This is a genomic window from Nonomuraea sp. NPDC049152, from assembly GCF_040648355.1.
Classification (GTDB): Bacteria; Actinomycetota; Actinomycetes; order Streptosporangiales; family Streptosporangiaceae; genus Nonomuraea.
In genome coordinates this window covers 20,972-45,447 of record NZ_JBEZDO010000019.1, presented here as the reverse complement: position 1 = coordinate 45,447, position 24,476 = coordinate 20,972, and the positions used below count along the sequence as shown (strand labels likewise).

The 24,476-nt window shown below is 70.6% G+C and carries 26 protein-coding genes and 2 pseudogenes; 8 read left to right on the top strand and 20 right to left on the bottom strand.

Annotated features, from left to right (window positions below; all coding sequences use genetic code 11):
* A partial coding sequence (locus AB0B45_RS30385; protein ID WP_358137433.1) for a carbohydrate-binding protein occupies window positions 1-402 on the bottom strand: 402 nt, incomplete at its 3' end.
* Between the two features lie 238 nt (window positions 403-640).
* Window positions 641-1,480 carry a sulfurtransferase gene (locus AB0B45_RS30380; RefSeq protein WP_358137431.1) on the bottom strand — a complete coding sequence of 280 codons (840 nt, stop codon included), beginning with the start codon at window positions 1,478-1,480 and terminating at the stop codon, window positions 641-643.
* A gap of 136 nt (window positions 1,481-1,616) precedes the next feature.
* Here AB0B45_RS30380 and AB0B45_RS30375 point away from each other — a divergent pair, with 136 nt between their 5' ends.
* The 3 genes from AB0B45_RS30375 to AB0B45_RS30365 all read left to right on the top strand — a co-directional run bounded on the left by AB0B45_RS30375 (window position 1,617) and on the right by AB0B45_RS30365 (window position 4,264).
* Window positions 1,617-2,108, top strand: coding sequence for a DinB family protein (locus tag AB0B45_RS30375; RefSeq protein WP_358137428.1), 492 nt, complete (start codon window positions 1,617-1,619; stop codon window positions 2,106-2,108).
* A 36-nt stretch (window positions 2,109-2,144) separates the two neighbouring features.
* A complete protein-coding gene (locus tag AB0B45_RS30370) occupies window positions 2,145-2,876 on the top strand; it encodes a DUF427 domain-containing protein (protein ID WP_358137426.1) in 732 nt (243 codons plus the stop codon).
* Between the two features lie 383 nt (window positions 2,877-3,259).
* Entirely contained in the window at window positions 3,260-4,264 is a 1,005-nt protein-coding gene (locus AB0B45_RS30365; RefSeq protein WP_358137424.1) for a hypothetical protein, read from the top strand.
* Between the two features lie 46 nt (window positions 4,265-4,310).
* On the opposite strand, the gene AB0B45_RS30360 is transcribed toward AB0B45_RS30365, so the two are convergent.
* The 4 genes from AB0B45_RS30360 to AB0B45_RS30345 all read right to left on the bottom strand — a co-directional run bounded on the left by AB0B45_RS30360 (window position 4,311) and on the right by AB0B45_RS30345 (window position 7,096).
* Window positions 4,311-5,186, bottom strand: coding sequence for a hypothetical protein (locus AB0B45_RS30360; RefSeq protein ID WP_358137421.1), 876 nt, complete (start codon window positions 5,184-5,186; stop codon window positions 4,311-4,313).
* A 14-nt stretch (window positions 5,187-5,200) separates the two neighbouring features.
* Window positions 5,201-5,752 (bottom strand): RNA polymerase sigma factor, encoded by a 552-nt coding sequence (locus AB0B45_RS30355; RefSeq protein ID WP_358137418.1) that lies wholly within the window; start codon window positions 5,750-5,752, stop codon window positions 5,201-5,203.
* 76 nt (window positions 5,753-5,828) lie between these two features.
* Window positions 5,829-6,350, bottom strand: coding sequence for a hypothetical protein (locus AB0B45_RS30350; RefSeq protein WP_358137415.1), 522 nt, complete (start codon window positions 6,348-6,350; stop codon window positions 5,829-5,831).
* Between the two features lie 38 nt (window positions 6,351-6,388).
* Entirely contained in the window at window positions 6,389-7,096 is a 708-nt protein-coding gene (locus AB0B45_RS30345; RefSeq protein WP_358137412.1) for a DUF2071 domain-containing protein, read from the bottom strand.
* A gap of 273 nt (window positions 7,097-7,369) precedes the next feature.
* Between AB0B45_RS30345 and AB0B45_RS30340 the strand changes: the two genes are divergently transcribed.
* The 5 genes and pseudogenes from AB0B45_RS30340 to AB0B45_RS30320 all read left to right on the top strand — a co-directional run bounded on the left by AB0B45_RS30340 (window position 7,370) and on the right by AB0B45_RS30320 (window position 10,536).
* The gene (locus AB0B45_RS30340; protein WP_358137409.1) at window positions 7,370-7,828 is read left to right on the top strand and encodes an NAD(P)H-binding protein; all 459 of its coding nucleotides are present in this window, start codon (window positions 7,370-7,372) and stop codon (window positions 7,826-7,828) included.
* Window positions 7,825-7,890, top strand: a pseudogene (locus AB0B45_RS30335) (hypothetical protein); the annotation flags it as partial. The gene AB0B45_RS30340 and the pseudogene AB0B45_RS30335, both read left to right, overlap by 4 nt.
* Before the next feature lie 73 nt (window positions 7,891-7,963).
* Window positions 7,964-8,212 carry a hypothetical protein gene (locus AB0B45_RS30330; protein ID WP_358137855.1) on the top strand — a complete coding sequence of 83 codons (249 nt, stop codon included), beginning with the start codon at window positions 7,964-7,966 and terminating at the stop codon, window positions 8,210-8,212.
* 11 nt (window positions 8,213-8,223) lie between these two features.
* Window positions 8,224-9,087 carry a haloalkane dehalogenase gene (locus tag AB0B45_RS30325; RefSeq protein ID WP_358137840.1) on the top strand — a complete coding sequence of 288 codons (864 nt, stop codon included), beginning with the start codon at window positions 8,224-8,226 and terminating at the stop codon, window positions 9,085-9,087.
* Window positions 9,088-9,126: 39 nt separating this feature from the next.
* Window positions 9,127-10,536 carry a hypothetical protein gene (locus AB0B45_RS30320; protein WP_358137406.1) on the top strand — a complete coding sequence of 470 codons (1,410 nt, stop codon included), beginning with the start codon at window positions 9,127-9,129 and terminating at the stop codon, window positions 10,534-10,536.
* Between the two features lie 3 nt (window positions 10,537-10,539).
* Here AB0B45_RS30320 and AB0B45_RS30315 read toward each other — a convergent pair whose 3' ends face one another.
* From AB0B45_RS30315 to AB0B45_RS30250, 14 genes and pseudogenes are all read right to left on the bottom strand, one after another.
* On the bottom strand, window positions 10,540-11,364 hold the full coding sequence (locus AB0B45_RS30315; protein WP_358137404.1) for an alpha/beta hydrolase: 825 nt from the start codon (window positions 11,362-11,364) through the stop codon (window positions 10,540-10,542).
* Between the two features lie 25 nt (window positions 11,365-11,389).
* Window positions 11,390-11,662: pseudogene (locus AB0B45_RS30310) on the bottom strand (response regulator transcription factor); the annotation flags it as partial.
* A complete protein-coding gene (locus AB0B45_RS30305) occupies window positions 11,587-12,549 on the bottom strand; it encodes an ABC transporter ATP-binding protein (RefSeq protein ID WP_358137402.1) in 963 nt (320 codons plus the stop codon). The gene AB0B45_RS30305 and the pseudogene AB0B45_RS30310, both read right to left, overlap by 76 nt.
* Before the next feature lie 116 nt (window positions 12,550-12,665).
* On the bottom strand, window positions 12,666-13,259 hold the full coding sequence (locus AB0B45_RS30300; RefSeq protein WP_358137399.1) for an NAD(P)H-binding protein: 594 nt from the start codon (window positions 13,257-13,259) through the stop codon (window positions 12,666-12,668).
* Between the two features lie 2 nt (window positions 13,260-13,261).
* The gene (locus AB0B45_RS30295) at window positions 13,262-14,125 is read right to left on the bottom strand and encodes an alpha/beta hydrolase (protein ID WP_358137397.1); all 864 of its coding nucleotides are present in this window, start codon (window positions 14,123-14,125) and stop codon (window positions 13,262-13,264) included.
* Between the two features lie 90 nt (window positions 14,126-14,215).
* The gene (locus AB0B45_RS30290) at window positions 14,216-15,337 is read right to left on the bottom strand and encodes a Glu/Leu/Phe/Val dehydrogenase dimerization domain-containing protein (protein WP_358137394.1); all 1,122 of its coding nucleotides are present in this window, start codon (window positions 15,335-15,337) and stop codon (window positions 14,216-14,218) included.
* Window positions 15,334-16,890: a 5-guanidino-2-oxopentanoate decarboxylase gene (locus AB0B45_RS30285; RefSeq protein WP_358137391.1), complete on the bottom strand. Its 1,557-nt coding sequence runs from the start codon at window positions 16,888-16,890 to the stop codon at window positions 15,334-15,336. Before AB0B45_RS30285 ends, AB0B45_RS30290 begins: the two co-directional genes overlap by 4 nt.
* Window positions 16,887-18,926, bottom strand: coding sequence for an acetate--CoA ligase family protein (locus tag AB0B45_RS30280; RefSeq protein ID WP_358137388.1), 2,040 nt, complete (start codon window positions 18,924-18,926; stop codon window positions 16,887-16,889). The genes AB0B45_RS30285 and AB0B45_RS30280 overlap by 4 nt, the downstream gene beginning before the upstream one ends.
* Window positions 18,923-20,089, bottom strand: a complete 1,167-nt coding sequence (locus tag AB0B45_RS30275; RefSeq protein WP_358137385.1) for an acyl-CoA dehydrogenase family protein — start codon at window positions 20,087-20,089, stop codon at window positions 18,923-18,925. The genes AB0B45_RS30280 and AB0B45_RS30275 overlap by 4 nt, the downstream gene beginning before the upstream one ends.
* Before the next feature lie 9 nt (window positions 20,090-20,098).
* A complete protein-coding gene (locus AB0B45_RS30270) occupies window positions 20,099-21,082 on the bottom strand; it encodes an ABC transporter ATP-binding protein (protein ID WP_358137382.1) in 984 nt (327 codons plus the stop codon).
* Window positions 21,079-21,858, bottom strand: a complete 780-nt coding sequence (locus AB0B45_RS30265; protein ID WP_358137379.1) for an ABC transporter permease — start codon at window positions 21,856-21,858, stop codon at window positions 21,079-21,081. The genes AB0B45_RS30270 and AB0B45_RS30265 overlap by 4 nt, the downstream gene beginning before the upstream one ends.
* Window positions 21,855-22,691 carry an ABC transporter permease gene (locus AB0B45_RS30260; protein WP_358137376.1) on the bottom strand — a complete coding sequence of 279 codons (837 nt, stop codon included), beginning with the start codon at window positions 22,689-22,691 and terminating at the stop codon, window positions 21,855-21,857. Before AB0B45_RS30260 ends, AB0B45_RS30265 begins: the two co-directional genes overlap by 4 nt.
* Window positions 22,676-23,710 (bottom strand): ABC transporter substrate-binding protein, encoded by a 1,035-nt coding sequence (locus tag AB0B45_RS30255; protein ID WP_358137373.1) that lies wholly within the window; start codon window positions 23,708-23,710, stop codon window positions 22,676-22,678. Before AB0B45_RS30255 ends, AB0B45_RS30260 begins: the two co-directional genes overlap by 16 nt.
* A gap of 76 nt (window positions 23,711-23,786) precedes the next feature.
* On the bottom strand, window positions 23,787-24,377 hold the full coding sequence (locus AB0B45_RS30250) for a TetR/AcrR family transcriptional regulator (protein ID WP_358137370.1): 591 nt from the start codon (window positions 24,375-24,377) through the stop codon (window positions 23,787-23,789).
* Window positions 24,378-24,476: the final 99 nt, after the last annotated feature.

Below are 24,476 nucleotides of genomic sequence, written 5' to 3'. Positions count from 1 at the left end.
GTAGATCTCGTAGCCGGTGACGCCGACGTTGTCGGTGGAGGCGTTCCAGGCGAGGGAGACGCTGCCGGCGGTGACGCCGGTGGAGCGGAGGTTGCCCGGTACCGACGGCGCGGTGGTGTCACCGCCTCCGCCGCCCGTGGTCTTCCACAGCGCGGGGACGTTGGGCGGTTCCCAGCCCGGCTGGGAGGTGTGGCTCTGGACGCACTCGTACTCGACGCCGTTGTAGGTGACGCGGGTGCCCGCCGTGTAAGCGGTCCACGGAGCCCACGCGGCGAAGACGGCCGCCGAGGTGCTGGACGTGGCGGCGCCGTACGCGCTGGAGGGGGCGACGACGGCCGCGGTGAGCGGCATCAGTAACGCCGCCAGGCCTGCGAGGACCTTGCTCAGGATGGTGTGTCTCATGATGCTCCGACATCCGGTTGGGGGGTGAACGGGGGTGTGGGATGGGAGGCTTGCAGGAAACTATTAGTAAGGTTTCCTTTTAATTTTGAGATGACGTTAACCTCTACCTGCGGCAGCGTCAATACACTCGCGCGCACTCGCCGGAGACCGTACGGCGAGGCCCGCGTTCAGCTGGTCGTTCGCCCAGGGGAGGGCGTCAGGCGCGGGGGAGGAGGGCCTCCCCCGCGGCCGCCGGCCCTCAGTGAGCCTCCCCCAGCTCGATCGGTACGCCCACGAGCGAGCCGTACTCGGTCCACGAACCGTCGTAGTTCTTCACGTTGGCCTGGTCGAGGATCTCGTGCAGCACGAACCACGTGTGCGCCGAACGCTCCCCGATCCTGCAGTAGGCGATCGTGTCCTTGCCGAAGTCGACACCCGCACCCGAGTACAGGTCCTCCAACTCCTCGTCGGACTTGAACGTGCCGTCGTCGTTGGCCGCCTTCGACCACGGGATGTTGCGAGCCGTCGGCACGTGACCCGCGCGCTGCGCCCGCTCCTGCGGAAGATGCGCCGGAGCCATCAGCTTGCCGGTGAACTCGTCGGGCGAGCGCACGTCCACCAGGTTGAGCTCGCCGATCGAGGCGAGGACGTCGTCGCGGAAGGCGCGGATGGCGGTGTCCTGTTCCTGGGCCCTGTAGGTGGTGGCCGGGCGGGCAGGGACGTCGGTCACCAGCTCACGCGAGTCCAGCTCCCACTTCTTGCGCCCGCCGTCCAGCAGCTTGACGTTGGAATGACCGTAGAGCTTGAAATACCAGTACGCGTAAGCCGCGAACCAGTTGTTGTTGCCCCCGTAGAGCACCACGAGGTCGTCGTTGGCGATCCCGCGCTCCGACAACAGCGCCTCGAAACCCGCCTTGTCGACGAAGTCACGACGGACGGGGTCCTGCAGATCGGCCTGCCAGTCGATCCTGACAGCGTTGCGGATATGGCTCCTGTCGTAGGCGCTGGTGTCCTCGTCGACCTCGACGAGCACGACACCGGGAGAGTCGAGGTTGGCCTCGACCCAGTCGGCATCCACCAGGGCGGCGGAACGGCTCATGGGTGAACCTCCTGGTCAGAGTGGCCGGGCGGGTCGCCCGTCACTGACAGGCTCGCACGCCCGTCGCCCCGGTAGCGGTAACGAGGGGAGATCGTGTGTCGTCCGGAGGGAAAGGCGTGGCCAGTAGGGTCGGCGCATGATGAGACGCGTGCCGTACACCGGCAGCGAGAAGGAGAGCCTGCACATCAGCCTCGACCGGCACCGCGACGCGGTGCTGTGGAAGCTCGACGGCCTCGACGACGAGGCGCTGCGGCGACCCATGACCCCGTCGGGGACGAACCTGCTCGGCCTGGTGAAGCACCTGGCGACGGTGGAGTACGGGTGGTTCTGCACCACGTTCGGGCGTGAGATCGAGCCGCTCTGGTTCGACATCACCGAGGACATGGCGGCGGCGCCGGACGAGAGCACCGCCGACATCGTGGCGTTCTACGGCAGGGCCAGGGCCGCCGCCGACAAGGCGATCGAGGAGATCGGGCTCGACGACCTCGGCACCTCGTGGAACGGCACCACCGTGTCGATGCGCTGGGTGCTGATCCACATGATCGAGGACACCGTACGGCACGCGGGCCACATGGACATCATGCGCGAGCTCATCGACGGAGCGACCGGAGACCACCCACCGGCCTGACGGAATAGCGCGCCCGGGTGGACGGTTTCCGCCCCTATGAAGAGCCGTTTGAAGGTCGAGCCGACGGCGAAGCGGGTACGCACCTACTTCGGCGGCCTCAAGATAGCCGACACGACGAAGGCGCTCCTGGTCTGGGAGAGCCCGTACTACCCTACCTACTACCTGCCCCTCGCCGACGTCGACCAGGCGGTGCTCAAGCCGACCGGCGCGACCGCGCACTCGCCCAGCCGGGGGGAGGGCGTCGTCCACACCGTCACCGCGGGCGGCAAGGAGGCGGCCGACGCCGCCCTCACCTATCCCGACTCCCCGATCGAGGAGTTGAAGGACCACGTCCGCTTCGACTGGGCGGCGATGGACGCCTGGTTCGAGGAGGACGAGGAGGTCTACGTCCACCCTCGCAGCCCGTACACCCGCGTCGACATCCTGCCCAGCTCCCGCCGGGTCAGGGTCGAGGTCGACGGCGTCACCGTGGCCGACTCCTCGCGCCCGATGATCCTGTTCGAGACCGGCCTGCCGGCGCGCTACTACCTGCCGAAGACGGACGTCCGCCTGGACCTCCTGACGCCGACCGACACCTCCACCCAGTGCCCGTACAAGGGGACGGCCGAGTACTGGTCGGTGAACGGCCATACGGACCTGGCCTGGTCCTACCGGACCCCGCTGGAGGAGAGCCGGCGGATCGCCGGGTTGATCGCCTTCTACAACGAGAAGCTCGACGTCTACGTCGACGAGGTGCTGGAGGAGCGCCCCAAGTCGAAGTTCGCGTGAGGGATGCCCTGCTCATCTGACGAGCCTGATGGGGCGGGTGCACCGCGCTCGCCGAGCACCTTGCCGCGACGCGCCCTACGACCAAGTTCAGCTAGATCATCGGCGTTTGCGCTGGTCATCCCTAGTGCGATGCAAGTGAGCGTCAATCGGTCCTCCGCATAGTGGCCCGGAGCCCTGAGGAGGTGCCGATGACGTACACGCGGGAACCGGTCGCGACCGAGAAGCAGGCGACGGCACAGCGGGTCACCCACGCCGAGCGGTGGTTCGTCCGCCAGGGGCTGCCCAGGCTCCGGCATCGGCGCGGCGATACGCCGGCCAGAATAGCGCCCCTGCTGGGTTTCGGGGGCGTCTTCCTGCTGGCGCCCGGGTTCGAAGCGATCCCGATGGTCCTGGCCGCCGTCGCGGCGCTCGGACTGCGCCACTGGATCAGTGTCACCCGCCGGACCACGATCGTCAGGTTGGCGACGCTGGCGTGTGTCGTGCTGTACGGCTTCGGCGTGGCCGGCGTCTCGATGCAGATAGATGCGTCCGTAGCCGAGACGGAGTCCATTTTCGTCATCGTCGGGGCCATCCTGTTCTTCGGTTTGTTCGTTCTGCTGGCCTCCTTCTGCACCGCCTTCGGGCTGGTGCCGCTGGCCGGTCGCGCGCTGGTCCATACCCTCCGCGACCTGAGGAACAGCTTCCAGTTGCAGGCCCGCAGCATGCCCATGCTGCTCTTCCTCACCCTCTTTTTCTTCTTCACCGGTGAGCTGTGGCAACTGGCCGGCAGGCTGACATGGGGGCGCGAGAGCTTCGTGATCGCGATCTTCGCGACCGTGACCGTGTTCACGTCGGGCGCCCGGTTGCGTGACGAGATAGCGCAGATCGAGGACGGTCTCTCCACCGATGTCGTGATCACCGCGTGTCGTGGCACCCCGCTCGAAGGTTCCGCCGCCTGCTTGTCCGAGTGGCGCGCCGCGGCCCCGCTGACCCGTACGCAGAGCCTGAACCTTCTGCTTCTGCTGGCCAGCAGGCAACTTGCCCAGGCGACCGTGGTCGGCATCGGCATGTTCCTGTTCTTCGTCTCGATGGGCCTGGTCCTCATCGATCCGGAGACGATGCATCAGTGGATCGGTTCGCCGCCCAGCCCGTCACACCTCCTGCCTGCCGTGCCCGGCGAACTGCTGCGGGTGTCGTTGCTCCTGGCGGGTTTCTCCAGCATGTACTTCGTCGTCTCGACGATGGTCGACCCGCACTACCGCAAGCAGTTCTTCCCGCCGGTGATCCGCGAACTCGAGCGGGCGCTGGCGGTGCGCACCGTGTACCTCGCGATCATCGGTGACGGTGTCGCTCCCGCTCGACGGCCTGGTCGTCTCTCCCTCGCGATCCGGCGTCTCGCCGGGCGCTAGGCGGGGCGCCTGCGGCGCATGGTCGCCCCGCTTTCCAGACCGACTGTCAGGAGACCGAGCAGCCGTTGGCCTCTTCCACGTTCTTCACGTACTCCGCCTTCATGGGCGTGGTCGACACCGAGAGCATCGTCTTGCCGGGTTCGCTCAGCGAACCGCCGGTGACGAGGTAGGAGTCGGGCACGGAGTCCTTCACCTCGTAGTCGTCTGACTTGCTGTTGGGGTCCTCGACCATGAACTCCTTGACGGAGATCCCACGCTGTCGCAGCATCTCCCGCACCTGGCCGACCGGCTTGTTCATGTAGGGGACGCAGTGCATCGGCTCGCCGAGCGCGTCGAACGAGGTGGTCGACTGGTACTGCTCGCCAGGCCGGGCCTTCCGCCCGAGCGAGATGTCGGCCGACCCCTTGAAGCCGATCGGGATCTTCAGGCCGACGGGGCAGCCGCCGGCCTTGTCACAGGTGCCGGGTGCCTCGATGGGTTCGAACTCGTCCACGTATCTCTCACCGGACGTGGGGAAGACGATGCCCTCGAAGGCGGCGGAGACCGGCTTGACCCTGATCGAGATGTCGAGGCCGACGGCCTCGAGCTGCGCCTCGTAGCTGTCGGGGTCGGCGTAGAGGTCCTTCACCGTGACGACGTAGTAGCCGTCCTCCTGCTTGATGTCGAGCGCGGCGACCGGAGCGGGCCCGAGGCCCAAACCGGACGGTCCCAGCCAGCTCACCCCGATGGCGGCGGCCGCTATCAGGCCGACGGCGGCGAGCCGAGGCCGTCGGCCGAGCTTCCTGCGCCGGTCGGCGAGCCCGGCGGCCGGCGCGGGGTCGCCCTCCATGATCTCGTGCATGAGTTGACGCGCGCCTTCGCTCATGCCAGGTCCCGGGTCGGGTGCGAGGTGTGCGACGACGCGATCGATGTCGGTGTTCATGAGTGACCCTCCGTTCATGAGTGACCCTCGGCGAGTGAGACGGCACGTGAGCCGTACCTGCTGAGATCGAGATCGGCGGCGGACAGCGCCCTGGCGAGCCGCTTGCGGGCGCGGTGCAGGCGGAGGCGCGCGGCGCCCTTGGAGCAGCCGAGCACCTTGGCCACCTCGCCGGTGCTGAGGCCCTCCCAGCCGACCAGCGCGAGCAACTCCCTGTCGTCGGGCGACAGCCGCTGGAACGCCTGGCGCGCCTCGTCGTGGTCCCCGTCCACGACGAAGCCGGCCCAGGCCGTCAGCTCCTCGCGCAGCCGTAAGGCCAGCGCGACCCTGCGCTCCTCGGAGCGGAAGTGGTTGGCGAGAGTTCGTCTGGCGACGCCGTAGAGCCAGAATCTGGCCTCGTCACCTTCGGGAACCTCCTGCAGCCTGCGCCAGGCGGTCGTGAACGTCTCCGCGATCACGTCGGCCATGTCGTCAGGCGAGTCGGTCCGCCGTCTGACATACGCAGAGACGGCGGGGTAGTGCGCCGTGTATATCTCCTCGAAGCGATGTTCTGGCTCCGGTGGCCCCATGTGGTGTTCCTTCCGGTTGGTGGACACACCTGAGGAGATGTACGGCTGGGCCGGGTTGTTTCACCCGTTCGTTCGTCTACTTGCCGGTGATGGTCGCCTGGGGGAGCGACTCCGCGCGCGCCTCCGGGGTACCGATCACGACCGCGACGAAGCCGTTGCCCACCTGTGCGCTCGCGTTGCCCGTCAGCTCGACCTTCGTCTCACGGGTCTTGACCTTGACCATCATGCGGGTCGGCGTGCAGATCAGGTACCCGGTGCCTTCCCAGGCGGTGAGGGCCGCAGGCTCGGCGGGTCCGGCGAAGCCCTCCTCGCCGCTGGTGCTGGTGCCGCTGGTCTGGCCCAGCTCGATGGAGAGGTTCCACCCTACGCTTCCGCCGTGCTCGGCAAGCCCGCAGGTGCCCTTGGTGTTGATCCACGGGGTCAGGTCGTGGGAGCCGACCTGGATCCGGGCCAGTACCTTGTCCGCCCCCTCCGCCAGGTCGTCCTCCATGGTGCCCACCGACTTCAGTGTGGCCAGCGGCCAGCTCGCCGGGTCCTTCAGGATCGGGTCGGCGACCGGGGACGAGCAGGCGGTCAGTGCGAGTAAGAGAGCGATCATCGGTTTCTTCCTCATGGACGATCAACGTAGCGTCCGGCTCACCAGTGCCACATGCCGACCCTCACCGGTACGCCGGGGGAGGCGTGCAGCATGGGGGCGTGGTCGGGGGCGGGAAGCCCGCCCGCCTCGACCAGGTTCTGGTTCAGCCACACCAGGCCCGCGCGGCGCAGCGGCCAGGGCGGATGTTCCACCTCGGCCGAGGCGACATGATCCGCGATCAGGGTGAACAGCCGGAAGCGGGCGGTCAGGAAGTGCGCGAGCTCGTCGTCGACCGGCTCCGTGTCCGGTTCGACGTCCACGTCGCACCGCACGCCGCTCGGCTCGGGCCACTTCCTGCGGCACCGGTACCGCACGAGCGCGTCGTCGGCGTCCACGGACATGTCCGACCAGAAATACGGCAGGCCGTAGCCGGCCCGCCCGCCGATCACGGCCGGAAGCCGTCCGGCGTCCAGCGACAGGAACCAGATCCCGCTGCGGCCCCGATCGTCGCGAACGTAGGTCCGCAGGTTGGTCTCGGGGAAGCGGGACAGCCAGGGCAGTACGGGCATTCCCGGTGACCTCACGCCTTCCATGAGGAACGGCGTCAGCCCGACCCAGGCCGTACCGTCGAAGGTCTCGACGGTGAGGGATTCGGGGACCAGGGACTGGACGAGGGCGGGTGGATACCGCCAGTGCAGGAAGGTCATCGTCGACCAGTGGTGATACATCACCGGCCAGGCGACGTGCGGAGACGCCGGTGCTTTCATCACCGGTCGCTACCCAAGGGGCGCTCCGGGATAACTCGCGGCGCGACGGGGATTGCGAGCCGTCAGCCGAGCGAGTCGATCCAGCGCTCCAGCCTGCGGCCTTCGGTCGCCATGAGTCTCGTGCACCTGGGCCGCGGCCGTCGCCAGCCGCTCCCGCTTGCCCGGCCGCTGCCGGACATTCGTTGAGTCAGTCAACTGTCTAACTATAGACACATGCCCTTCCTGGCGGCTATGGTCTCACTGAGTCAGACAACTAACTCAGATGGAGCCATCATGATCGTGGTGACCGGTGCGACAGGAAACGTGGGTCGGGAGCTCGTGGGAGCCCTCGCTGCGGCAGGGGAGAAGGTGACAGCGGTCTCCCGGCAGCCCGCGCGGCAACCGGAGGGTGTGGAGCACCGGCAGGCCGACCTGTCCGAGCCCGCCGGCCTGCGCGGGGCGTTCGACGGAGCCGACGCGCTCTTCCTGCTCGTCGCGGGCGAGAACCCGCAGGCCATCCTCGACGCCGCCAAGGCGGGCGGAGTCCGGCGGTTCGTCGAGCAGACCCGCGAGGAGGCCCGCGCGCAGATGTCGCGCGTCATGCCCGCGCCCGTCGTGGAGGGCACGCTCGCCATCCTCGGCACGCCGTCGGCCGCCGAGCAGCAGGTGAGCCCCGACGTCGAACGGCTCCTCGGCCGCCCTGCGCGCTCCTTCGCCGACTGGGCCGCGCGCAACCTCGCCGCCTTCCGATGAGGGCCCTGCCGAAGCGGGTCGAGGCCTTCCTCGCCGAGCAGCACGTGGCCACCCTGACCACTCTCAGGCCCGACGGCTCGCCGCACGTGGTGGCCGTGCGCTTCATGGGACGGCGCCGCGGGCCTGGCCAGAGTCATGACGGTCGCCTCCTCCCGCAAGGCGAGGAACCTGCTCGCCGTCCCCGGCGGCCGCGCCGCCCTCTGCCAGGTCGACGGCTTCCGCTGGGTCACGCTCGAAGGGCCCGCCGTCGTCCGCACCGACAGCGCGCGCGTGGCCGAAGGGGCGCGCCGCTACGCCGAACGCTACTGGTCCCCGCCGCCCGACCCGCCCGACCGGGTCGTGGTCGAGATCGCGGTGGACCGCGTGATGAACCTCAACGTCTGAAAGGACTCACCATGCCCATCCAACATGTGCTCGACTCGACGATCTTCTACCGCGAGCTCGGCACCGGCACTCCCATGGTCTTCCTGCACGGCAACCCGACCTCGTCGTACCTGTGGCGGCACGTCCTGCCCGCCGTCGGCGACCCAGGCCGCCGCCTGGCTCCCGACCTGATCGGCATGGGCGAGTCGGGCAAGCCGTCCATCGACTACACCTTCGCCGACCACGCCCGCTACCTGGACGCCTGGTTCGACGCGCTCGCCCTTGACGACGTGGTGCTCGTCGGGCACGACTGGGGCGGCGCCCTCGCCTTCGACTGGGCGGCCCGCCATCCGGGACGGGTGCGCGGCATCGCGTTCACCGAGACCATCGTCAAGCCGATGACCTGGCAGGAGTTCCCCGAGGGCGGCCGGCCGCTGTTCCAGGCGATCAAGACGGAGGGCGTCGGCGAGGCGATGATCCTCGACGACAACGTCTTCCTCGAGCAGGGACTGCCCGCCACCGTCGCCGTCCCGATGCGGCAGGGCGACATCGACGTCTACCGCAAGCCGTACCCGACGAGGGAGAGCAGGCTGCCGCTGCTGCGGTGGCCGCGGTCGATGCCGCTGGACGGCGAGCCCGCGGACGTCGTCGCCAGGATCGAGGCCTACGACGAGTGGCTGGCGACCAGCGAAGACGTGCCCAAGCTCCAGCTCGTGTTCGAGCCTGGTCCGGGAACGATGATGAGCCCCGAGATGGTCGACTGGTGCGCGGCGAACATGGCGGGCCTCGAGATCGAACGGCACGACGTGGTCGCCGGGCATCACACGCCCGAGGACCAGCCCCTCCTGATCGCCTCCGCCGTCACGGGGTGGGCGGACAGGCACGGACTTCGCTGATCGCCGCGATGTCGGTCACGCGCGCTAGGGTGACGGCCCATGTTACGGCGATCATCACTCGTGCTGTGGGCGCTGGCCTTGGCGCTGACCGCGCTTCCCTACGTGATCTCGTTCTGGATCGGGGAGTCCGGCTTCATCGACGTCGCGATGATGGGGATGTGCCCGGGCTGGGAGCTCCACACCGATGTCAGCATGGCCCTCCTGCCGCTGTACGCGGTGCCCGAGCCGCTGATCGCCCTCGTCGGATTCGGACTCTGGCTGCTCCTCGTGCGGAGGGGCATGCCGCGGTGGGGCCGCGCGGCCGGATGGCTGGCCGCGCTGGGCGTCACCTGGCCCACCCTCCTCACGCTCGGGTTCGCGGCGCTGGACCTGGCGATGAAAGACGGGTGCGGGCAGACGTGGGCCCCGTTCTTCCGGGGCGCCATGGCCGTCGGGTGGATGGCGGGCGATGTGCTGACGCTCTCGCTGATCCTCGTCGCGGTGAGGGTGCGCCGCGCGACCCCGCGTGGCTGGATCTCCCGTACGGCGGTCGCCGTCCTCGCCGTGCTCCTCCTGCTGGGCCTGCAGACCGGGGACAGGACCGTGGGGAAGGTGACCGAGGCGGCCGAGGAGAAGTGCCGCCCCTGGGACCTGCGCTACGGCACCAGACCGGTCAGTCGTACGGACAGGGAGAGCGCCTTCGTCTGCGTGGCGCGGGGAGACGAGTACGTCCTGCCGCGGAGGTTCCGCGACCTGCCCGACGCCGAGCTGGTCGCCTTCGGCAGGAACCTGTGCGGGGTGAGCATGCGCGCCGACCCGAAGGAGCTGGAACGCCTGCGTGGCGAGAGCGGCGTGACCGTCGGCGCCGTCGAGACGACGCAGGCGCTGACGCTGCTCTGTCCCGAGGTGGACGCGCGCGAGCAGGCCGAGGACAAGCGGCAGGACGCGGAGAACGACGCGTTCATCGCGACCGCGAAGAAGCGCTGCGCGAGCGTCCCTCCGCACCGGCCACGGATCAGGCCGGCGGTGCGGGGCACGGCGTCGATGTGGTCGGACTACGGCGCGGTGAGCGCCTTCGAGGGCGAGGAACCACCGGAGGGAGCGGCGCTGGACAAGGCGTTCGGCAACGACCTCGTGGGCGCAGACAAGGGCGAGGTCGCCATCCTCACCGCCGACGAGGCGATGCACGTCTGCGTCACGGTCGAGGGGTACGGCACGCGCCCGCCCGTCGAGCGCAAGGGCTGGGAGAAGGTCGTCGAGATCGGCTACGCGAGCCCCAAGGGTGAGCTGGCCTGGGTCGAGGCCGAATCCACCCTCCCGAACGCGCTCCTGAAGGGTCCGGGGCGCTACCGGGTCCGCGTGCACATGCGCGGCAGCGCGGCCGCGATGGAGGACGACGGCGACGCCCGCCAGCGGTTCCTCGTCATGGTCTTCCCTGGCTCGTCCCGCAGGACCGAGGTCCTCAGGTAGCGGTCAGGCGAGGAAGCCCAGCAGGGCGGCGGTGAGCTCGGCCGGTGTGTCCTCCTGCACCAGATGACCGGCCCCCGGCAGCACGAACAGCCGGGCGCCCGGGATACGAGCGGCCAGCTCCCTGCCCTTGGCGACCGGGATCCACTCGTCGTCCTCGCCCCAGCACACCAGCACGGGGATCCCGATCGACCCGAAATGGCCGTCGAGCTCGTCGGTGAACCGCTGGTCGGCCTGGGCGATCTGGCGGTAGAAGGCGGGCCGGCCCGCCTCGTCGAGCCAGGGGCCGATCAGGCGGTCGAGGACCACGGGGTGCAGTCCCTGGCTGCTCGCCGAGCTCACGTACTCGCGCACGAGAGCGCGGTGCAGGTGCGCGGGGAGCTGCTCGAAGACCGCGGAGTGCGTGCCGACCAGCTGGAAGAACGGCGACCCCCAGGGCGCGAGCGCGACCGGGTCGACGAGCGCGAGCCGCCCGTACGGCCTGCCGTGCAGGAGATGGGCCCGCAGCGCGACCGCGCCGCCGAAGTCGTGGGCCACGACGAAGGGCTCGGCCAGGCTCCAGTGGTCGAGCAGCTCGGTGAAGACCTGGCCCTGGGCGGCCAGCGACACGTCCTGGCCCGCGAACTTCGCCGACGAGCCGTAGCCCGGCATGTCCCAGACGAAGACCCGATGGCGCGTGGCGAGCGCGCGGGCGACATCGCGCCAGACGTAGGAGGAGAACGGCGTGCCGTGCAGCAGGACCACCGGCGGCGCCGCCTGGTCGCCGTGCACGTCCCAGCGGACTTCGCCCGCGGAGCTGTCGAAGGTCCTGGTCAGCTGCCAGTCGCGCAACGCTTCCCCTCCCTGGTCCTGCCGCTCAGCCGTTGTCCACGGTGAGGAGTCCGCGTTGGTAGGCGACGGCGACCGCCGCCGCGCGGTCGTTGACGCCGAGCTTGGTGTAGATGTGCAGCACGTGGGTCTTCACCGTGGCCTCGCTGATGAACAGGCGCGCGGCCGCCTCGCGATTGGTCGTGCCCTGGGCGATCAGGCGCAGGATCTCCAGCTCCCTGGCGCTCAACGGGTCGACGGGGGCGCGTACCCGGCCGAGCAGGCGGGTGGCGACCGACGGGGAGAGGACGGCCTCGCCGCGACGAACGCGTCGTCGAGGGTGCGCTTGTCGATGCGCAGGTCGGCGACCAGGACGTGGTTGCGGGCCAGGGTCGCGGTGACGGCCGTGGCGAAGTCGCCCCTGCCCGTGACGGTCACCTGGTCGCCGTTCCTGGTCACGCCGGACACGCCGGGGAGAGCGCCCAGCAGGCCGACCGGGTCGGTGGAGTCGCCCGCCATGAGCGTGAAGCGCATCCGGTGCTCGGCGTCGACGCCGGCGATCAGTCCGGCGGGGGTGTCGAGCGCGACGACGGTGCCGTGGTCGAAGACCGCGACCCTGTCGCAGAGCTCCTCCACCTCGTCCATGAAGTGACTGACCAGGACCACGGTCACGCCGGACGCCCTGATCTGCTTGATCACTTTCCAGGTGGCGCGGCGGGCCTGCGGGTCGAGTCCCGTCGTGAGCTCGTCGAGGAAGGCGACCCGCGGATCGCCCACCAGGGCCAGGGCGATGAACAGCCGCTGCTTCTGGCCACCCGACAGCTTCCCGAAGCGGGCGTCGCGCTTGTCGGCCAGCCCCCACTGGTCCAGCAGTTCCCGCCAGTCGCGCGGCTTGGCGTAGAAGGAGGCGTAGAGGTCGAGCGCCTCCCAGACCTTGATGTTCTCCGGCAGCTGGGTGTGCTGGAGCTGCACGCCGATCCGCTCGTGCAGCTCGCGCCCATCCTTGATCGGATCGAGGCCGAGCACCCTGATCGACCCGCCGTCGGGCCGCCGCAGGCCCTCCACGCATTCCACGGTGGTGGTCTTGCCGGTGCCGTTGGGGCCGAGGATGCCGAAGATCTCGCCCTCCTCCACGGAGAACGACACCCTGTCCAGGACCGTCAGGTCCGCGTACTTCTTGGTGAGGTCCGTGACTTCGATGACTGCCATGGGACAAGCATGATTCGCGGGCTCACGCGGCGAATCGGCCGCGCGGCCACGATCGTCCGTTGATGCTGCTGACCCGGGAATCCACCGATCGGTTGATGGCGGACACGGCGTCGAGCCTAGTAAGCGACGGTGAAGCGCTGCCGGACGAAGGCGCGCCGCTCGAGGGCGTCGACGATGGCGGACGCGAAGTCGCCGGTGCTGATCCGGCTCTCCCCTCGGCCGTCGGTCAGCGGGGTGTCGGTGGCCTCGGCCCGGTAGCCGCCGGTCTTGTCTCCCTGCACCAGGTGCACCGGCGGCGGGCTCACGTATGACCAGTCGACCGTGGTGTCGGCGGCGCGCAGGAGGTCGAGCGCCGCCGCCTGGTCCAGCGCCGTTTCGAGGTACTGCGCGGGGAAGCCGGGAGAGTCGACGAACCGGCCGCCCTCCGGCGAGGTCAGGCTGCCGCCGCCGCCGACGAACAGCAGCCGGTCGACGCCCGCGTCCGGCAGCGCGTCCAGGAGGGCGGCCAACCCTCTGGGCACCAGGTGGTCGGCCCCCTTGACCGAGGCCACGACGGCGTCATGACCGGCGACGGCCGTCTTGATCGAGGCCGGGTCGAGGACGTCGACGTCACGGCTGGACAGGGCGGTGACCTCGTGGCCGCGGGTGGTCGCCTCGCGGGCGACGGCGCCGCCCAGGTTCCCGGTGGCGCCGATGACTGCGATCTTCATGGTCAGTCCTTCCAGGTCGTGTCGAGGAACGAGGCGATCAGCGGGGCGATCTCGGGAAGGTTCTCCTCGAGCGCGAAGTGGCCGGTGGGGAAGACGTGGAGCTCGGCGTCCGGCAGGTCGCGGAGGTACGCCCTGGCACCCGGCTCGGTGAAGAAGGGGTCGCCGTCGCCCCACACGACGAGGGTGGGCGGCCGGTGCTCGCGCAGCCACCGCTGCCAGACCGGGTAGAGGTCGACGTTCGCGTGGTAGTCGAGAGCCAGCGCGATCTGGGCCTCCTTGCGGCCGGGCCGGTCGAGGAAGTGCTGGTCGAGGGTCCAGCCGTCGGGCGCGATCAGGCTGACGTCGGTGGTGCCGCCCTCATACTGTCCCCTGGTCATGGGCAGGACCAGGATCTGGGCGACGGCCTCCTCGGCGCCGGGCACGCCTGGCCGGTTGGCGATGAAGTCCCTGGCCAGGTCGGACAGGCCCTCCTCGTAGGCGTTGGCGTTCTGCACGACCAGCCCGGCGATCCACTCGGGGTGGCGGGTGGCCAGCCGGAACCCGACGGGGCCGCCGAAGTCGAAGGCGTAGAGCACGAAGCGCTCCAGCCCCACCGCCTGGACGAAACCCTCGGTGATGTCGGCCAGGCGCTCGAAGGAGTAGACGAAGTCGGCGGGCGCCTCGGTGTGCCCGAAGCCCGGATAGTCGGGCGCGATCAGCCGGTAGTCGGTGCCGAGCGCGTCGATCAACCGCCGGAACTGGTGCGAGGCGGAGGGAAAGCCGTGCAGCAGCAGGAGGACGGGTGCGTCGGCCGGGCCCGCCTCGCGGTAGAAGACGCGCACGCCCTCGACGTCCACGAACCGGTGGTGCACCGCGGGGATGTTCATCTAATGCCTCCTGGACGAGAAGATGCATTAGTTATAGCGGGCAGACTTCTAACGCGTCAATGGGAGTCTGTCCCGTTAGAAGTGGACGGGTCACCTGATGAGCGCGGCGGCGTTCCGCTCCGCCAGCGCCAGCGCCGCCTTGCGCAGCGGCACGCCCTCCGCCGACACTGTCGCGACCAGCCGCCGCATCGTCGTGGCGATCTTCGAGAACGCAGCCTCGGGAGTGGGCCCGATGTCGCCGAACACCACCCACCACCACCAGGCGTTGGTCATCACGTTCGCCAGGAAGTCCGGCACGACGAGGACGCCGCGGGCGGTCAGCGCCGCCTCGGCCTCGGGCAGCGTCGGCAGGTTCGCGCCTTCGACCACCACCTTGGCCTTCACCCTGGCCGCCTCGTCGGGGCCGATGACGTAGGACATGGCGGCGGGCACCAGGAGATCGCACTCGACCTCCAGCCACGCCTCGCGCGGCCCGGTCGAGTCCTGCGGGCGCAGGCAGGCCCGGTCCACGACGCCGCCGCCGTCCCTGGCGGCGAGCATGCGTTCCACGTCGAGCCCGTCGGGGCAGCGCATGAGCCCCTCCCTGTCGGCGATCGCCACCACCCGCACCCCCGCCCTGGCCAGGTAGCGGGCCGCTGCACCGCCGATCGAGCCGAACCCCTGCACGACCGCCGTCTCGTGGGGGCCGAGCGCCAGCGCGGCCTGCGCCACGCCGTACCCGCCCACCAGGTCGGCGAGCGGGACGCCCTCCACCACCTCGGCCATCGCGGCGCGCAGGCGGCCGCGGGCCGTGTCCTCGTCCTCGACCAGCGCGAAGGCCGCCTCCACCGTCGAGGCGAGGCCGAGCTCGGCCGCGATCTCGTCCAGCGTCTCCTGGCGCAGGCCGAAGTCCTCGCCGGTGCTCCACTGCTCCCTGATCACCGGCAGCACGGCGGTGACGAACCGCTTGAGCACCCCGCGCGCCTCAGGATCGCCCGGGTCGATGTCGATGCCGCCCTTGGCGCCGCCCATCGGGACGTAACGGTCGCCAGGGTCGTGGACCAGCGCCTCCTTCAGCGACATGCCACGCGCCAGTCCGCGCACCTCCTCCAGCGTGCAACCCTCGCGCAGCCGCAAGCCGCCGCTGGCGATGCCGCGGACCAGGCTGTCGATGACCACGTAACCGCGCCGCGCGGTGACGGGGTCGGTCCAGGTGATCTCCAGCAGGCTCATGCGTCCTCCCTGACATGGATGAGCGTGGGACGGTCCGCCTTGAGCGCCGTGACCAGGGCCTCGCGCAGGCCGTCGGGGTCGTCGGCGGCCGTGCCGTACGCGCCGAGCGCGCGGGCCAGCAGCGGGAAGTCGGGGGACGGCAGGTCGACCGCGTGCACGGGGTCGTGCCTGGCCGCCATCTCCGCGCGGATCTCACCGTAGCCGCCGTTGTCGACGACGACCACGGGCAGCGGTAGTCCGAGCTGCACCGCGGTGGCCAACTCGGCCACGGTGAACATCAGCCCTCCGTCGCCCATGAGCGCGGCGACGGGGAGATCGGGCCTGGCGACCGCCGCCCCGATCGCGGCGGGCAGGCCGTACCCGAGGGTGCCGAAACCGGCCGGGTAGAGCAGGCGTCCGCGCAGGTTGGGGAGCGCACCGTAGTAGCAGGCCATCGCGCTGTCCCCGGCCACCACCCCATCGGGGCCGAGCGCCGCGGCCAGCGCGCGCACGATCCCCAGCCACCGCGCGCCCTCCCGTTCCGCCTCGGCCCGCAGCTGTTCCCGCCAGCGAGCCACCTGCGGCGGCAGGGCGCGCGGGCCAGGCCCATGGAGGCGGGCCAGCAGCCCTTCGAGGGCCGCGCCCGCGTCGCCGACGAGCGCCACCTCGGGCCGGACGTTGGTGACGGTCTGGACCGGGTCGACGTCGATCCGCACCACCTTGCCGTCGAGCGGCAGCGGCCCGTTCCACAGGTCGGCGGGCGCCAGCTCGCTGCCCACCACCAGCACCGCGTCCGCCTCACGCGCCGCCGCAGCGACGGCGGCCAGATGCGGTCCCGCGCCGAGCGCGAGCGGGTGGTCGCCGGGCACGACGCCCGTGCCGTTCGCGGTGGTGACCACGGGCGCGCCGAGCAGTCCGGCGAGCTCCAGCAGCTCCGCGGACGCGGCCCTCGCCCCTCCGCCCGCGATGATCAGCGGCAGTCGTGCCCGCTCCAGGAACGCGGCGGCGGCGTCGAGGTCGGCGTCGGCGGGCCGGTGGACAGTGCGGGGGAGCGGCGCGACGTCGAAGGACGTCCCCTCCTCCTCCAGCACGTCGAAGGGCACCTCAAGGTGGACGGGGCGCGGTCGGCCCGAGGTCATCTCGGCGAACGCCTGCGCCACCGCCACCGGGATCTCGGCCACGCTGGTCACCCGCATGCTGCGGGCGGCGACGGCGGCCATCGCCCGCTCCCTGGTCTCGTGCAGCAGCCCGTTGCCCGCGCCCGGATGCCGCAGCGGCATCCCGGGGGAGACGAGCAGAACCGGCACCGAGTCGGAGTACGCCTGCCCGATCGCCGCCGCGGCGTTGAGCACGGCGGGCCCCGACGTCACCACGGCCACGCCGGGCCGCCCCGTGACTCTCGCGTAGCCGTCGGCCGCGTAACCGGCTCCCTGCTCGTGCCGGGTGCCGACGTGCCGGATCCCGTGCGCGGCCAGCGCGGCGTAGATCTCCAGGTTGTGCGTGCCGGGGATGCCGAAGACCGTGTCCACGCCGTGCCCGGCCAGCGCCCGCACGAGCGCCTGCCCGCCGGTCATGCCTTCTCCTCCGTCGCCTGCACCACGAGGGCGTCCACGGCCAGCGCGCCGTCCTGGCCGACCCGCAGGGGGTTGACCTCGCACTCGGCGAGGTCGGGCCGGTCGGCGACCAGCCTGGACACCGCCGCCACGGCCGCCGCGGCGGCGGCCAGGTCAGTGCGCGGCGCGCCGCGCCAGCCGTCCAGCAGCGGGAAGGCCTTCAGCCCTCGGAGCATCCGCGCCGCCTCCTGCTCTGTCACCGGCGCGAGCTCCACGGCGATGTCGCGGTGCAGCTCGCTCACCGTCCCTCCGACGCCCACGAGCACCACGGGACCGAAGGCCGGGTCCCTGCGTCCGCCCACGATCAGCTCCACGGTGTGCGGGCGGTCGTCCATCTCCTCCAGCACGTAGTCGCCCTCGCCCAGTCTCGCGCGGAGGCCGTCGAGCGCGGACGCCGCCTCCTCCGCGTTCCGCAGGCCGACGACGACCCCGCCCACCTCGGTCTTGTGCGCCAGCCACGCGGCCTTCACCACGTACGGCGGGCGCAACCCCGCGGCGGCCAGCGGGACGTCCCCGGCCGTGCGGACGCGCGCCGCGCCTGGGAAGGCCACGCCAAGGGCCGCGATGACGGCCCGCGCGGCCAGGTAGCCGTCCGGGCTCTCGTCCGCCGGGGCGCCCGGCAGGCCAGGGGCGGTCGTCAGCGGGCGCGGAGTGCGCAGGGACAGCTCGGTGGCCGGCCCCAGCGACCAGCCGACCTGGTCGATCGTCGCGTACGTCGGGACGCCGTGCTCCCTGAGCGCGTGTACCGCGGCCGAGTCGCGGCTCATGCTGTGCACCACGACGGGCATCGCGTGCCGCCGCGCCAGCGCGCCCAGCTCGTCGACCACCTTCAGCTCCGCCTCCACCAGCGACGGGGCGTCCGCGCCGTAGGAGCCGAAGTAGCCGGTCAGCACCACCCCGTCCACTTCCCCGCTGCCCAGCAGCACCTCCACGAGGCGGGAGTACGTGGAGAGGTCACGCTCGCCCGCACCCGCGAGGTCGATGGGGTTGCGCACGCCCGCGCCGGAGGGCAGCAGCGCCGACACCTCGGCGCAGGACGCCGTGCCCAGCGGCGGGACGATCAGGCCATGGCGGCTGAGCACGTCGGCCGCGATCGCCCCCTGCCCGCCGCCGTCGCCGACCACCGCGATCCGCCGCCCCACCGGCGCGGGCGCGTCAAGCAGGAGCTGAGCCACGTCCACCGCCTGGGCCGGCGTCTGCGCGAGGATCGCGCCCGCCGCCCTGCAGGCCGCCTCCACCACCTCGGTGCCCGAGGTGAGCGCCCCGGTGTGGGACAGGGCCGCCTCCCGCCCCGCCTGGCTCGTTCCCACGGTCAGCACGATCACCGGCTTGCCCGCCGACCGCAGTTCGGCCAGCGTCTCCACCAGCCGCCTGCCGTCCATGAAGCTCTCCAGGTACAGCACGACCACGGCCGTGCGATCGTGCCCGGCCAGGCCGGCGACCATCTCGGCGGCGGTGACGTCGGCCTGGTTGCCCACCGACACGAACCTGGACACCCCGATGCCCGCCTCGCCCGCCAGCCCGGCCAGCTCGAGGCCCAGCTGGCCCGACTGGGAGACGATGCCGAGGGCGCCGGGGGTGAAGTTGCCCCAGGCCAGCTCCAGCGCGGTGGCCGCGTCGTACACGCCGAGGCAGTTCGGCCCGACCATGCGCGCCCCCGCCGCGCGGATCCGGTCGACCATGCGGGACTCGCGCTCCACGCCGAGGCCCGCGGTGATCCCCAGGAAGCCGCGCACGCCGAGCTCCAGCGCCTCGTCGACCACCTCGGGCAGCGTCTCGGCCGGCACGCACAGCACGGCCAGCTCCGGCACCTCGGGAAGGTCGCGCAGGCTCGGCGAGGTGGCGACGCCGTCGACGACCGCGCCCGACCGGTTCACCAGGTACACCTTGCGCCGGTGCGCGCCTCGCAGTGCCCCACGAGCCAGCCAGTATCCCCACTTGGCCGGGTTCGCGGAGGCGCCGACGACCGCCACGGACGACGGGTCGGAGAAGCTCACGCCGACCTGGCCAGCGAGCGGGAGACGATCAGGCGCTGGATGTCGGAGGTGCCTTCCTCGATCTCCTCCAGCTTCGCGTCGCGCATCCACTTCTCCAGCAGCAGCTCGCGGGAGTAGCCCCAGCCGCCATGGGTCTGCAGGGCGGCCCAGGTGCACCACATGGCGTTCTCCGAGGCGGTCAGCTTGGCGATCGCCGACTCCTCGGCGGCGGGCTCGCCCGCGTCGAAGAGCCGGGCGGCCCGGTGCGTCAGCAGCCGTGAGACATCGGTCTTGGCGGCCATGTCGGCCAGCCGGAACGCCACCGCCTGATGCTCGATGATCGGCTTGCCGAACTGCACCCGCTCCTTGGCGTACGCCACGGCCGTGTCCAGCGCCGCCCGCGACAGCCCCGTGCACGCGGCCGCCAGCAGGATGCGAGCGGAGTCGAAGGTCCGCATCAGCCCGTAGAAGCCCTGCCCCTCCTCGCCGAGGCGGCTCTCGACCGGAACCCGCACGGAGTCGAGGAACACCTCCGCGCTGACGATCGCCCGCTGCCCCATCTTCGGCAGCGCCCGCCCGATCCGCATGCCCGGCGCGTCGGCGTCGACCACGAACGCGGTCACCCCTCGCGAGCCGAGCCCGGGGTCGACGGTGGCGAAGACGACGATCCACTTCGCGTAGGGAGCGTTGGAGATCCACGTCTTCTGCCCGGTCAGGACATACGACTCCCCATCCCGTACGGCACGCGTGCGCAGCGAGGCCGCGTCCGAGCCCACGTCCGGCTCGGTCACCGCCAGCGCGGTCAGCGGCGGGTCGTCGCCCGCCAGCGGCGCCAGCCACCTCTCCTTCTGCGTGGCGGAGCCGAGCGCCTCGATCGGCGCGGCGAAGAAGCCGTTGGAGGTGAGCAGGTTGCCGATCCCGATGTCGCCGTAACACAGCTCCTCCGAGACCAGCGCCTGGGTGACCAGGTCGCGGACGCCGCCTCCGCCGTACTCCTCGGGCAACATGAAGGAGGTCAGGCCCAGCTTGGCGGCCTTGGCCCACAGGTCCAGTGGCGACTCGTGGTCGGCGTCGTCCACCTCCCTGGCCCTCGGCCTGATCTCGCGGGTGGCGAAGTCGCGGGCGAGCGCCACGAACTCCCGCTGCTCGGCACTCAGCTCGACGCCGTCTCTGATGGAACGCATGGCGGCCTCCTAGTGAAGATCGGGAACGGTGACGCAGTCCTGCGGGCTCCAGTGCGCGACGATCGCGTCGCCCGGCCTGGGCGGCTGATCGGGCCTGGTCTCGGTGCGGGCGACCACCCTGGTGCCGTCGCGCAGCTCCACCTCCACACGCAGACCGCTGCCGAGGTAGATGACCTCGAGCACCTTCCCGTCGTGCGCCTGATGGCCGGGCGGCAGGTCCGTGCCCTGGGCGCTCAGCCGTACCTTCTGCGGCCTGACCAGCAGCGGCCCGAGCAGGTTCGACTCGCCGAGGAACTCGGCGACGTAACGGGAGGCGGGCCGCTCGTAGAGGTCCTCGGGCGTGCCGATCTGCACGATCCTGCCCTCGCGCAGCAGCGCGATGCTGTCGGACATGGTCAGAGCCTCCTCCTGGTCGTGCGTGACGAACACGAAGGTGATGCCGAGCTCCCTGTGCAGGCGCTTGATCTCCAGCTGGAGCTGCTCGCGCAGCCGCTTGTCCAGCGCGCCGAGCGGCTCGTCCATCAGCAGCACGCGCGGCTCGAACACGATCGCCCTGGCCAGCGCCACGCGCTGCTGCTGCCCGCCGGACAGCTGGGCGGGCCGCCTGTCGCGCAGCGCGCCCAGCTCCACCACGTCCAGCGCGTCCTGCACCTTCTTGGCCAGCTGGGCGCCGCGCACCCGCCGCCGCCGCAGCGGGAAGGCCACGTTCTCGAAGACGGTCATGTGCGGGAAGAGTGCGTAGTGCTGGAAGACCATGCCGAGATCCCGCTTGTACGGCGGGGCCTTGGTGATGTCCTCGCCGTCCACCTCGACCGTGCCCGAGGTCGGCTCGGTGAAGCCGGCCACCACGTTGAGCAGGGTCGACTTGCCCGATCCGCTGCTGCCGAGCAGGGTCATGAACGTGCCAGGCCGGACGTGAAGCGTCACGTCGTCCAGCGCGACCGCCTCGCCGTACCTCTTGCAGACCCCGCGCACGTCGACCGTGCCCTTCATGACTTCCTCCGTCGGATCAGCCGGGCGAGCCCGGCGGCGGCGAACAGCGACAGAGTGAGGAGCAGCAGCATGCTCGACACCGCCGCGACCGTCGGGTCGATCTGGACCCGCACGCCCGACCACATCTGCACCGGCAGCGTGGTCAGGTCGGGCCCGGACAGGAACACGCTGGTCACCACCTCGTCGAAGGAGGTGACGAACGCGAAGACCGCGCCGCTGGCCAGGCTCGGCGCGATGAGCGGCAGCGTCACCCTGGCGAACGTGGTGACAGGGCCCGAGCCCAGGCTCATCGCCGCCTGCTCCAGCCGGCGGTCGAAGGACATCAGCGCCGACGACACGGTGATGACCACGTACGGCACGGCCAGCGCCGTGTGCACGAGCACGAACCCCAGCGTCGTCTCGGTGAGCCCCAGGTCCAGGAACGTGGCGTACACGGCCAGACCGATGATCACGTACGGCACCAGCACCGGCGCCATCACCAGCCCCGACACCAGCGCCCGCAGGGGATAGCGGCCACGCACCACGCCGAGCGCGGCCGCCGTGCCGAGCACCAGCGAGGCCAGCGTCACCAGCACCGCGATCCGCACGCTGGCCAGCGCACTGTCCAGCCAGGTGAGGTCGGTGAAGAAGTTCTCGTACCAGCGCAGCGACCAGTCCTTCGGCGGGAACTCCAGGAACGCGCTGTCGGAGAACGACGTGGGGATCACCACGAACACCGGCAGCACCAGGTACAGCGCGGTGAGGGCGACCAGCGCCCACAGGCCGACGCGGGTCATCGGCCGCCTCCGAGCATCCTGCGGATGTCTACCACGCGCGCGGCCAGCAGCAGCAGGACGCCGGTGACCACCAGCAGGATCACCGCCAGCGCCGAGGCGAAGCCCCAGCGCAGCACGCCGGACAGCTGCTGCACGATCAGCTCGCCGATCATCACGTTCTTCGGCCCGCCCAGCAGCGCGGGGGTGACGTAGAAGCCGAGCGAGGAGACGAACACCAGCAGGGTGGCCGCGGACACGCCGGGCAGCGTGAGCGGCGCGTAGATCCGCCAGAAGGCGAACACGGGACGCGCGCCCAGCCCCTCCGCGGCCTGCAGCAGCCTGCGGTCGATGGTCCGCATCGTGGCGTAGATCGGCAGCACCGCGAAGGGCAGCATCACCTGCACCATGCCGATCAGCACCCCGGCCAGGTTGCGCAGCAGCGGCACAGGCTCGCCGCCGAGCGCCGTGATCACGTCGTTGACCACGCCGGTGTCCCGCAGGACCAGCATCCAGGCGAAGGTCCGCACCAGCAGGCTCGTCCAGAACGGCACCAGCACCGCGGCCATCAGCACGCCCCGCCAGAACGGCGTGGCCAGCGTCATCAGGTAGGCGTAGGGGAAGCCGAGCAGGATCGTCACCAGCGTGACCAGGCCGGCGGTCAGGAAGGTGTTGGCCAGCACGCCGGCGTAGACGGGGGAGTCGAAGAACGCGGTGTAGTTGCCCATGCCCGGCTCGGGGTCGGTGACGCTGCGCGCCAGCATCCCCACCAGCGGGTAGACGAACACCACGAGGAGGAAGGCGACGAGGGGGAGGAGCAGGCTCCCCCACCGCCGGCCCGCTATCCGGCCATCCATGCGTTCATCCGCTCGGTGACCTTGTCGTAGTTCTCCGCCCAGTAGGTGTAGTCGATGATCGCCGCGCGCTGCGCCTCGTGCTCGGTGGGCAGTTCCTTGCGCACGTCGGGCTGGACGAACTCCAGCGCCTTGGGGTTGACCGGCGCGTACGCGCTCTGGTTGGTGTAGGCGGCCTGGCCCTTGGCGTCGGCGAGGAAGGCGTTCATCCACTCCTCGGCCAGCGCCGCGCCCTTGTACCCGGCGGGGATGACCAGCTGGTCGTAGGAGAGCAGGTGCTCGTTCCACTCGTTGGCCACCGGCTGGCCGTCCTTGGCGGCGGCGAAGACGCGCCCGTTCCACGCCTGGATGAGCGGCACCTCGCCGCTGGAGACCAGCTGTTGCTGCTGCTCGCCCGTCTCGTAGAAGACGATGTCCTGCTTGATCGTGTCGAGCTTCTTGAACGCCCTGTCCAGGTCGAGGGGGTAGAGCTTGTCCTTGGGCACCCCGTCTGCCAGGAGCGCGGCCTCGAACATCGCCCCTGTGGCGTACTTCCAGAAGCCGCGCTTGCCGGGGAACTTCTTGGTGTCGAAGAACTCCGCCCAGGACTTGGGGTGGTTGTCGGCGGTGAACGACTTGGTGTTGTAGCCGATCGTGAACGCGTACTCCAGCACGGGGATGCCGCACTCGCCGACGAGCTCCTTCTTCACCGCCGAGGTGTCGACCTTGGAGAGCTTGACGGCCCAGCCGTTCTTGCAGGCGGTGACCGCGAAGTTGGGCTCCACCTCGACGACGCCCCAGCTCACCTTCTTGGACTCGACCTGCGCCCTGAACTTGGCGTAGTCGGTGGGGGAGTCCTGCTTCACGGTGACGCTCTTGCCCTTGGCCCACGGTTCGACGTAGGCGGCCACCGCCTTCTTCTGGTCGTCACCGCCCCACATGACGACGGTGAGCTGCTTGTCGGCGCCGCTGCCTGCCGCGCTGCCGCAGGCGGTGAGCGCGAGCGTGAGCGCGCCCATCAGCGCCAGACCTCTGGGTGACATGCCGCCTCCATAATTGACTGGCGGGCCAGTTATTTATGGAGGACTGTGTCCTGAATCACCCTCATATGTCAATGGGCTACTTCTCGAGCTCCTGCAAAAACGACTCGCAGACCGCGCTCATCCGCTCCACCGTCATCGCCCGCGAGCCCACCAGCACCTGGATGGCCAGGCCGTCGATCATGCCGATGAGCCGGTTGGCGTACTCGACCGCGTCGCCCTCGCGCAGCACGCCCATGTCCTGGCCGTCGCGGATCACTGCGGCGACGATCCTGCGCCACTCGCCGTAGACGCGCTCGTTGAGATCCTGCAGCTCCGGCTCGCGGAAGGCCTCGCCCCACAGCGCCATCCAGACGCGCCACGCCCGTACGGTCTCCTCCCCGCTGGGCAGGTAGGAGCGGACGAACGCCAGCAGCCTGGCCCTCGGGTCGTCCTCACCCTCGAAGATCGGCCTGCGCCGGTCGATGGAACGCTGGAAGTTGTACTCGAACGCGGCGTGCACCACCTCGCGCTTGCCCGCGAAGTAGTAGTGCACGGTGCCGTTGCTGGTGCCCGCCCGCTTGGCCACGTCGGAGACGCGCAGCGACCGCAGGCCCACCTCGGCGATCACCTCGCAGGCCGCACGCAGGATCTGCTCGCGGCGCTCGGCCTCGACGCTGGGACGGGGCATGCGCGGCCTCCTGGATATCTGATCGGTCAGTCAACATCGAACGATATCCGGCCTTGAACGCCTGTCGTAGCCGCGCGCGCCGCGGCTACGACGGCAGCG

Coding starts and splice junctions, on each gene's coding strand:
- AB0B45_RS30380 (WP_358137431.1), bottom strand. CDS start 1,480: ATGAGCCGTTCCGCCGCCCTGGTGGATGCCGACTGGGTCGAGGCCAAC.
- AB0B45_RS30375 (WP_358137428.1), top strand. CDS start 1,617: ATGATGAGACGCGTGCCGTACACCGGCAGCGAGAAGGAGAGCCTGCAC.
- AB0B45_RS30370 (WP_358137426.1), top strand. CDS start 2,145: ATGAAGAGCCGTTTGAAGGTCGAGCCGACGGCGAAGCGGGTACGCACC.
- AB0B45_RS30365 (WP_358137424.1), top strand. CDS start 3,260: ATGGTCCTGGCCGCCGTCGCGGCGCTCGGACTGCGCCACTGGATCAGT.
- AB0B45_RS30360 (WP_358137421.1), bottom strand. CDS start 5,186: ATGAACACCGACATCGATCGCGTCGTCGCACACCTCGCACCCGACCCG.
- AB0B45_RS30355 (WP_358137418.1), bottom strand. CDS start 5,752: ATGGGGCCACCGGAGCCAGAACATCGCTTCGAGGAGATATACACGGCG.
- AB0B45_RS30350 (WP_358137415.1), bottom strand. CDS start 6,350: ATGATCGCTCTCTTACTCGCACTGACCGCCTGCTCGTCCCCGGTCGCC.
- AB0B45_RS30345 (WP_358137412.1), bottom strand. CDS start 7,096: ATGAAAGCACCGGCGTCTCCGCACGTCGCCTGGCCGGTGATGTATCAC.
- AB0B45_RS30340 (WP_358137409.1), top strand. CDS start 7,370: ATGATCGTGGTGACCGGTGCGACAGGAAACGTGGGTCGGGAGCTCGTG.
- AB0B45_RS30330 (WP_358137855.1), top strand. CDS start 7,964: ATGACGGTCGCCTCCTCCCGCAAGGCGAGGAACCTGCTCGCCGTCCCC.
- AB0B45_RS30325 (WP_358137840.1), top strand. CDS start 8,224: ATGCCCATCCAACATGTGCTCGACTCGACGATCTTCTACCGCGAGCTC.
- AB0B45_RS30320 (WP_358137406.1), top strand. CDS start 9,127: ATGTTACGGCGATCATCACTCGTGCTGTGGGCGCTGGCCTTGGCGCTG.
- AB0B45_RS30305 (WP_358137402.1), bottom strand. CDS start 12,549: ATGGCAGTCATCGAAGTCACGGACCTCACCAAGAAGTACGCGGACCTG.
- AB0B45_RS30300 (WP_358137399.1), bottom strand. CDS start 13,259: ATGAAGATCGCAGTCATCGGCGCCACCGGGAACCTGGGCGGCGCCGTC.
- AB0B45_RS30295 (WP_358137397.1), bottom strand. CDS start 14,125: ATGAACATCCCCGCGGTGCACCACCGGTTCGTGGACGTCGAGGGCGTG.
- AB0B45_RS30290 (WP_358137394.1), bottom strand. CDS start 15,337: ATGAGCCTGCTGGAGATCACCTGGACCGACCCCGTCACCGCGCGGCGC.
- AB0B45_RS30285 (WP_358137391.1), bottom strand. CDS start 16,890: ATGACCGGCGGGCAGGCGCTCGTGCGGGCGCTGGCCGGGCACGGCGTG.
- AB0B45_RS30275 (WP_358137385.1), bottom strand. CDS start 20,089: ATGCGTTCCATCAGAGACGGCGTCGAGCTGAGTGCCGAGCAGCGGGAG.
- AB0B45_RS30270 (WP_358137382.1), bottom strand. CDS start 21,082: ATGAAGGGCACGGTCGACGTGCGCGGGGTCTGCAAGAGGTACGGCGAG.
- AB0B45_RS30265 (WP_358137379.1), bottom strand. CDS start 21,858: ATGACCCGCGTCGGCCTGTGGGCGCTGGTCGCCCTCACCGCGCTGTAC.
- AB0B45_RS30260 (WP_358137376.1), bottom strand. CDS start 22,691: ATGGATGGCCGGATAGCGGGCCGGCGGTGGGGGAGCCTGCTCCTCCCC.
- AB0B45_RS30255 (WP_358137373.1), bottom strand. CDS start 23,710: ATGTCACCCAGAGGTCTGGCGCTGATGGGCGCGCTCACGCTCGCGCTC.
- AB0B45_RS30250 (WP_358137370.1), bottom strand. CDS start 24,377: ATGCCCCGTCCCAGCGTCGAGGCCGAGCGCCGCGAGCAGATCCTGCGT.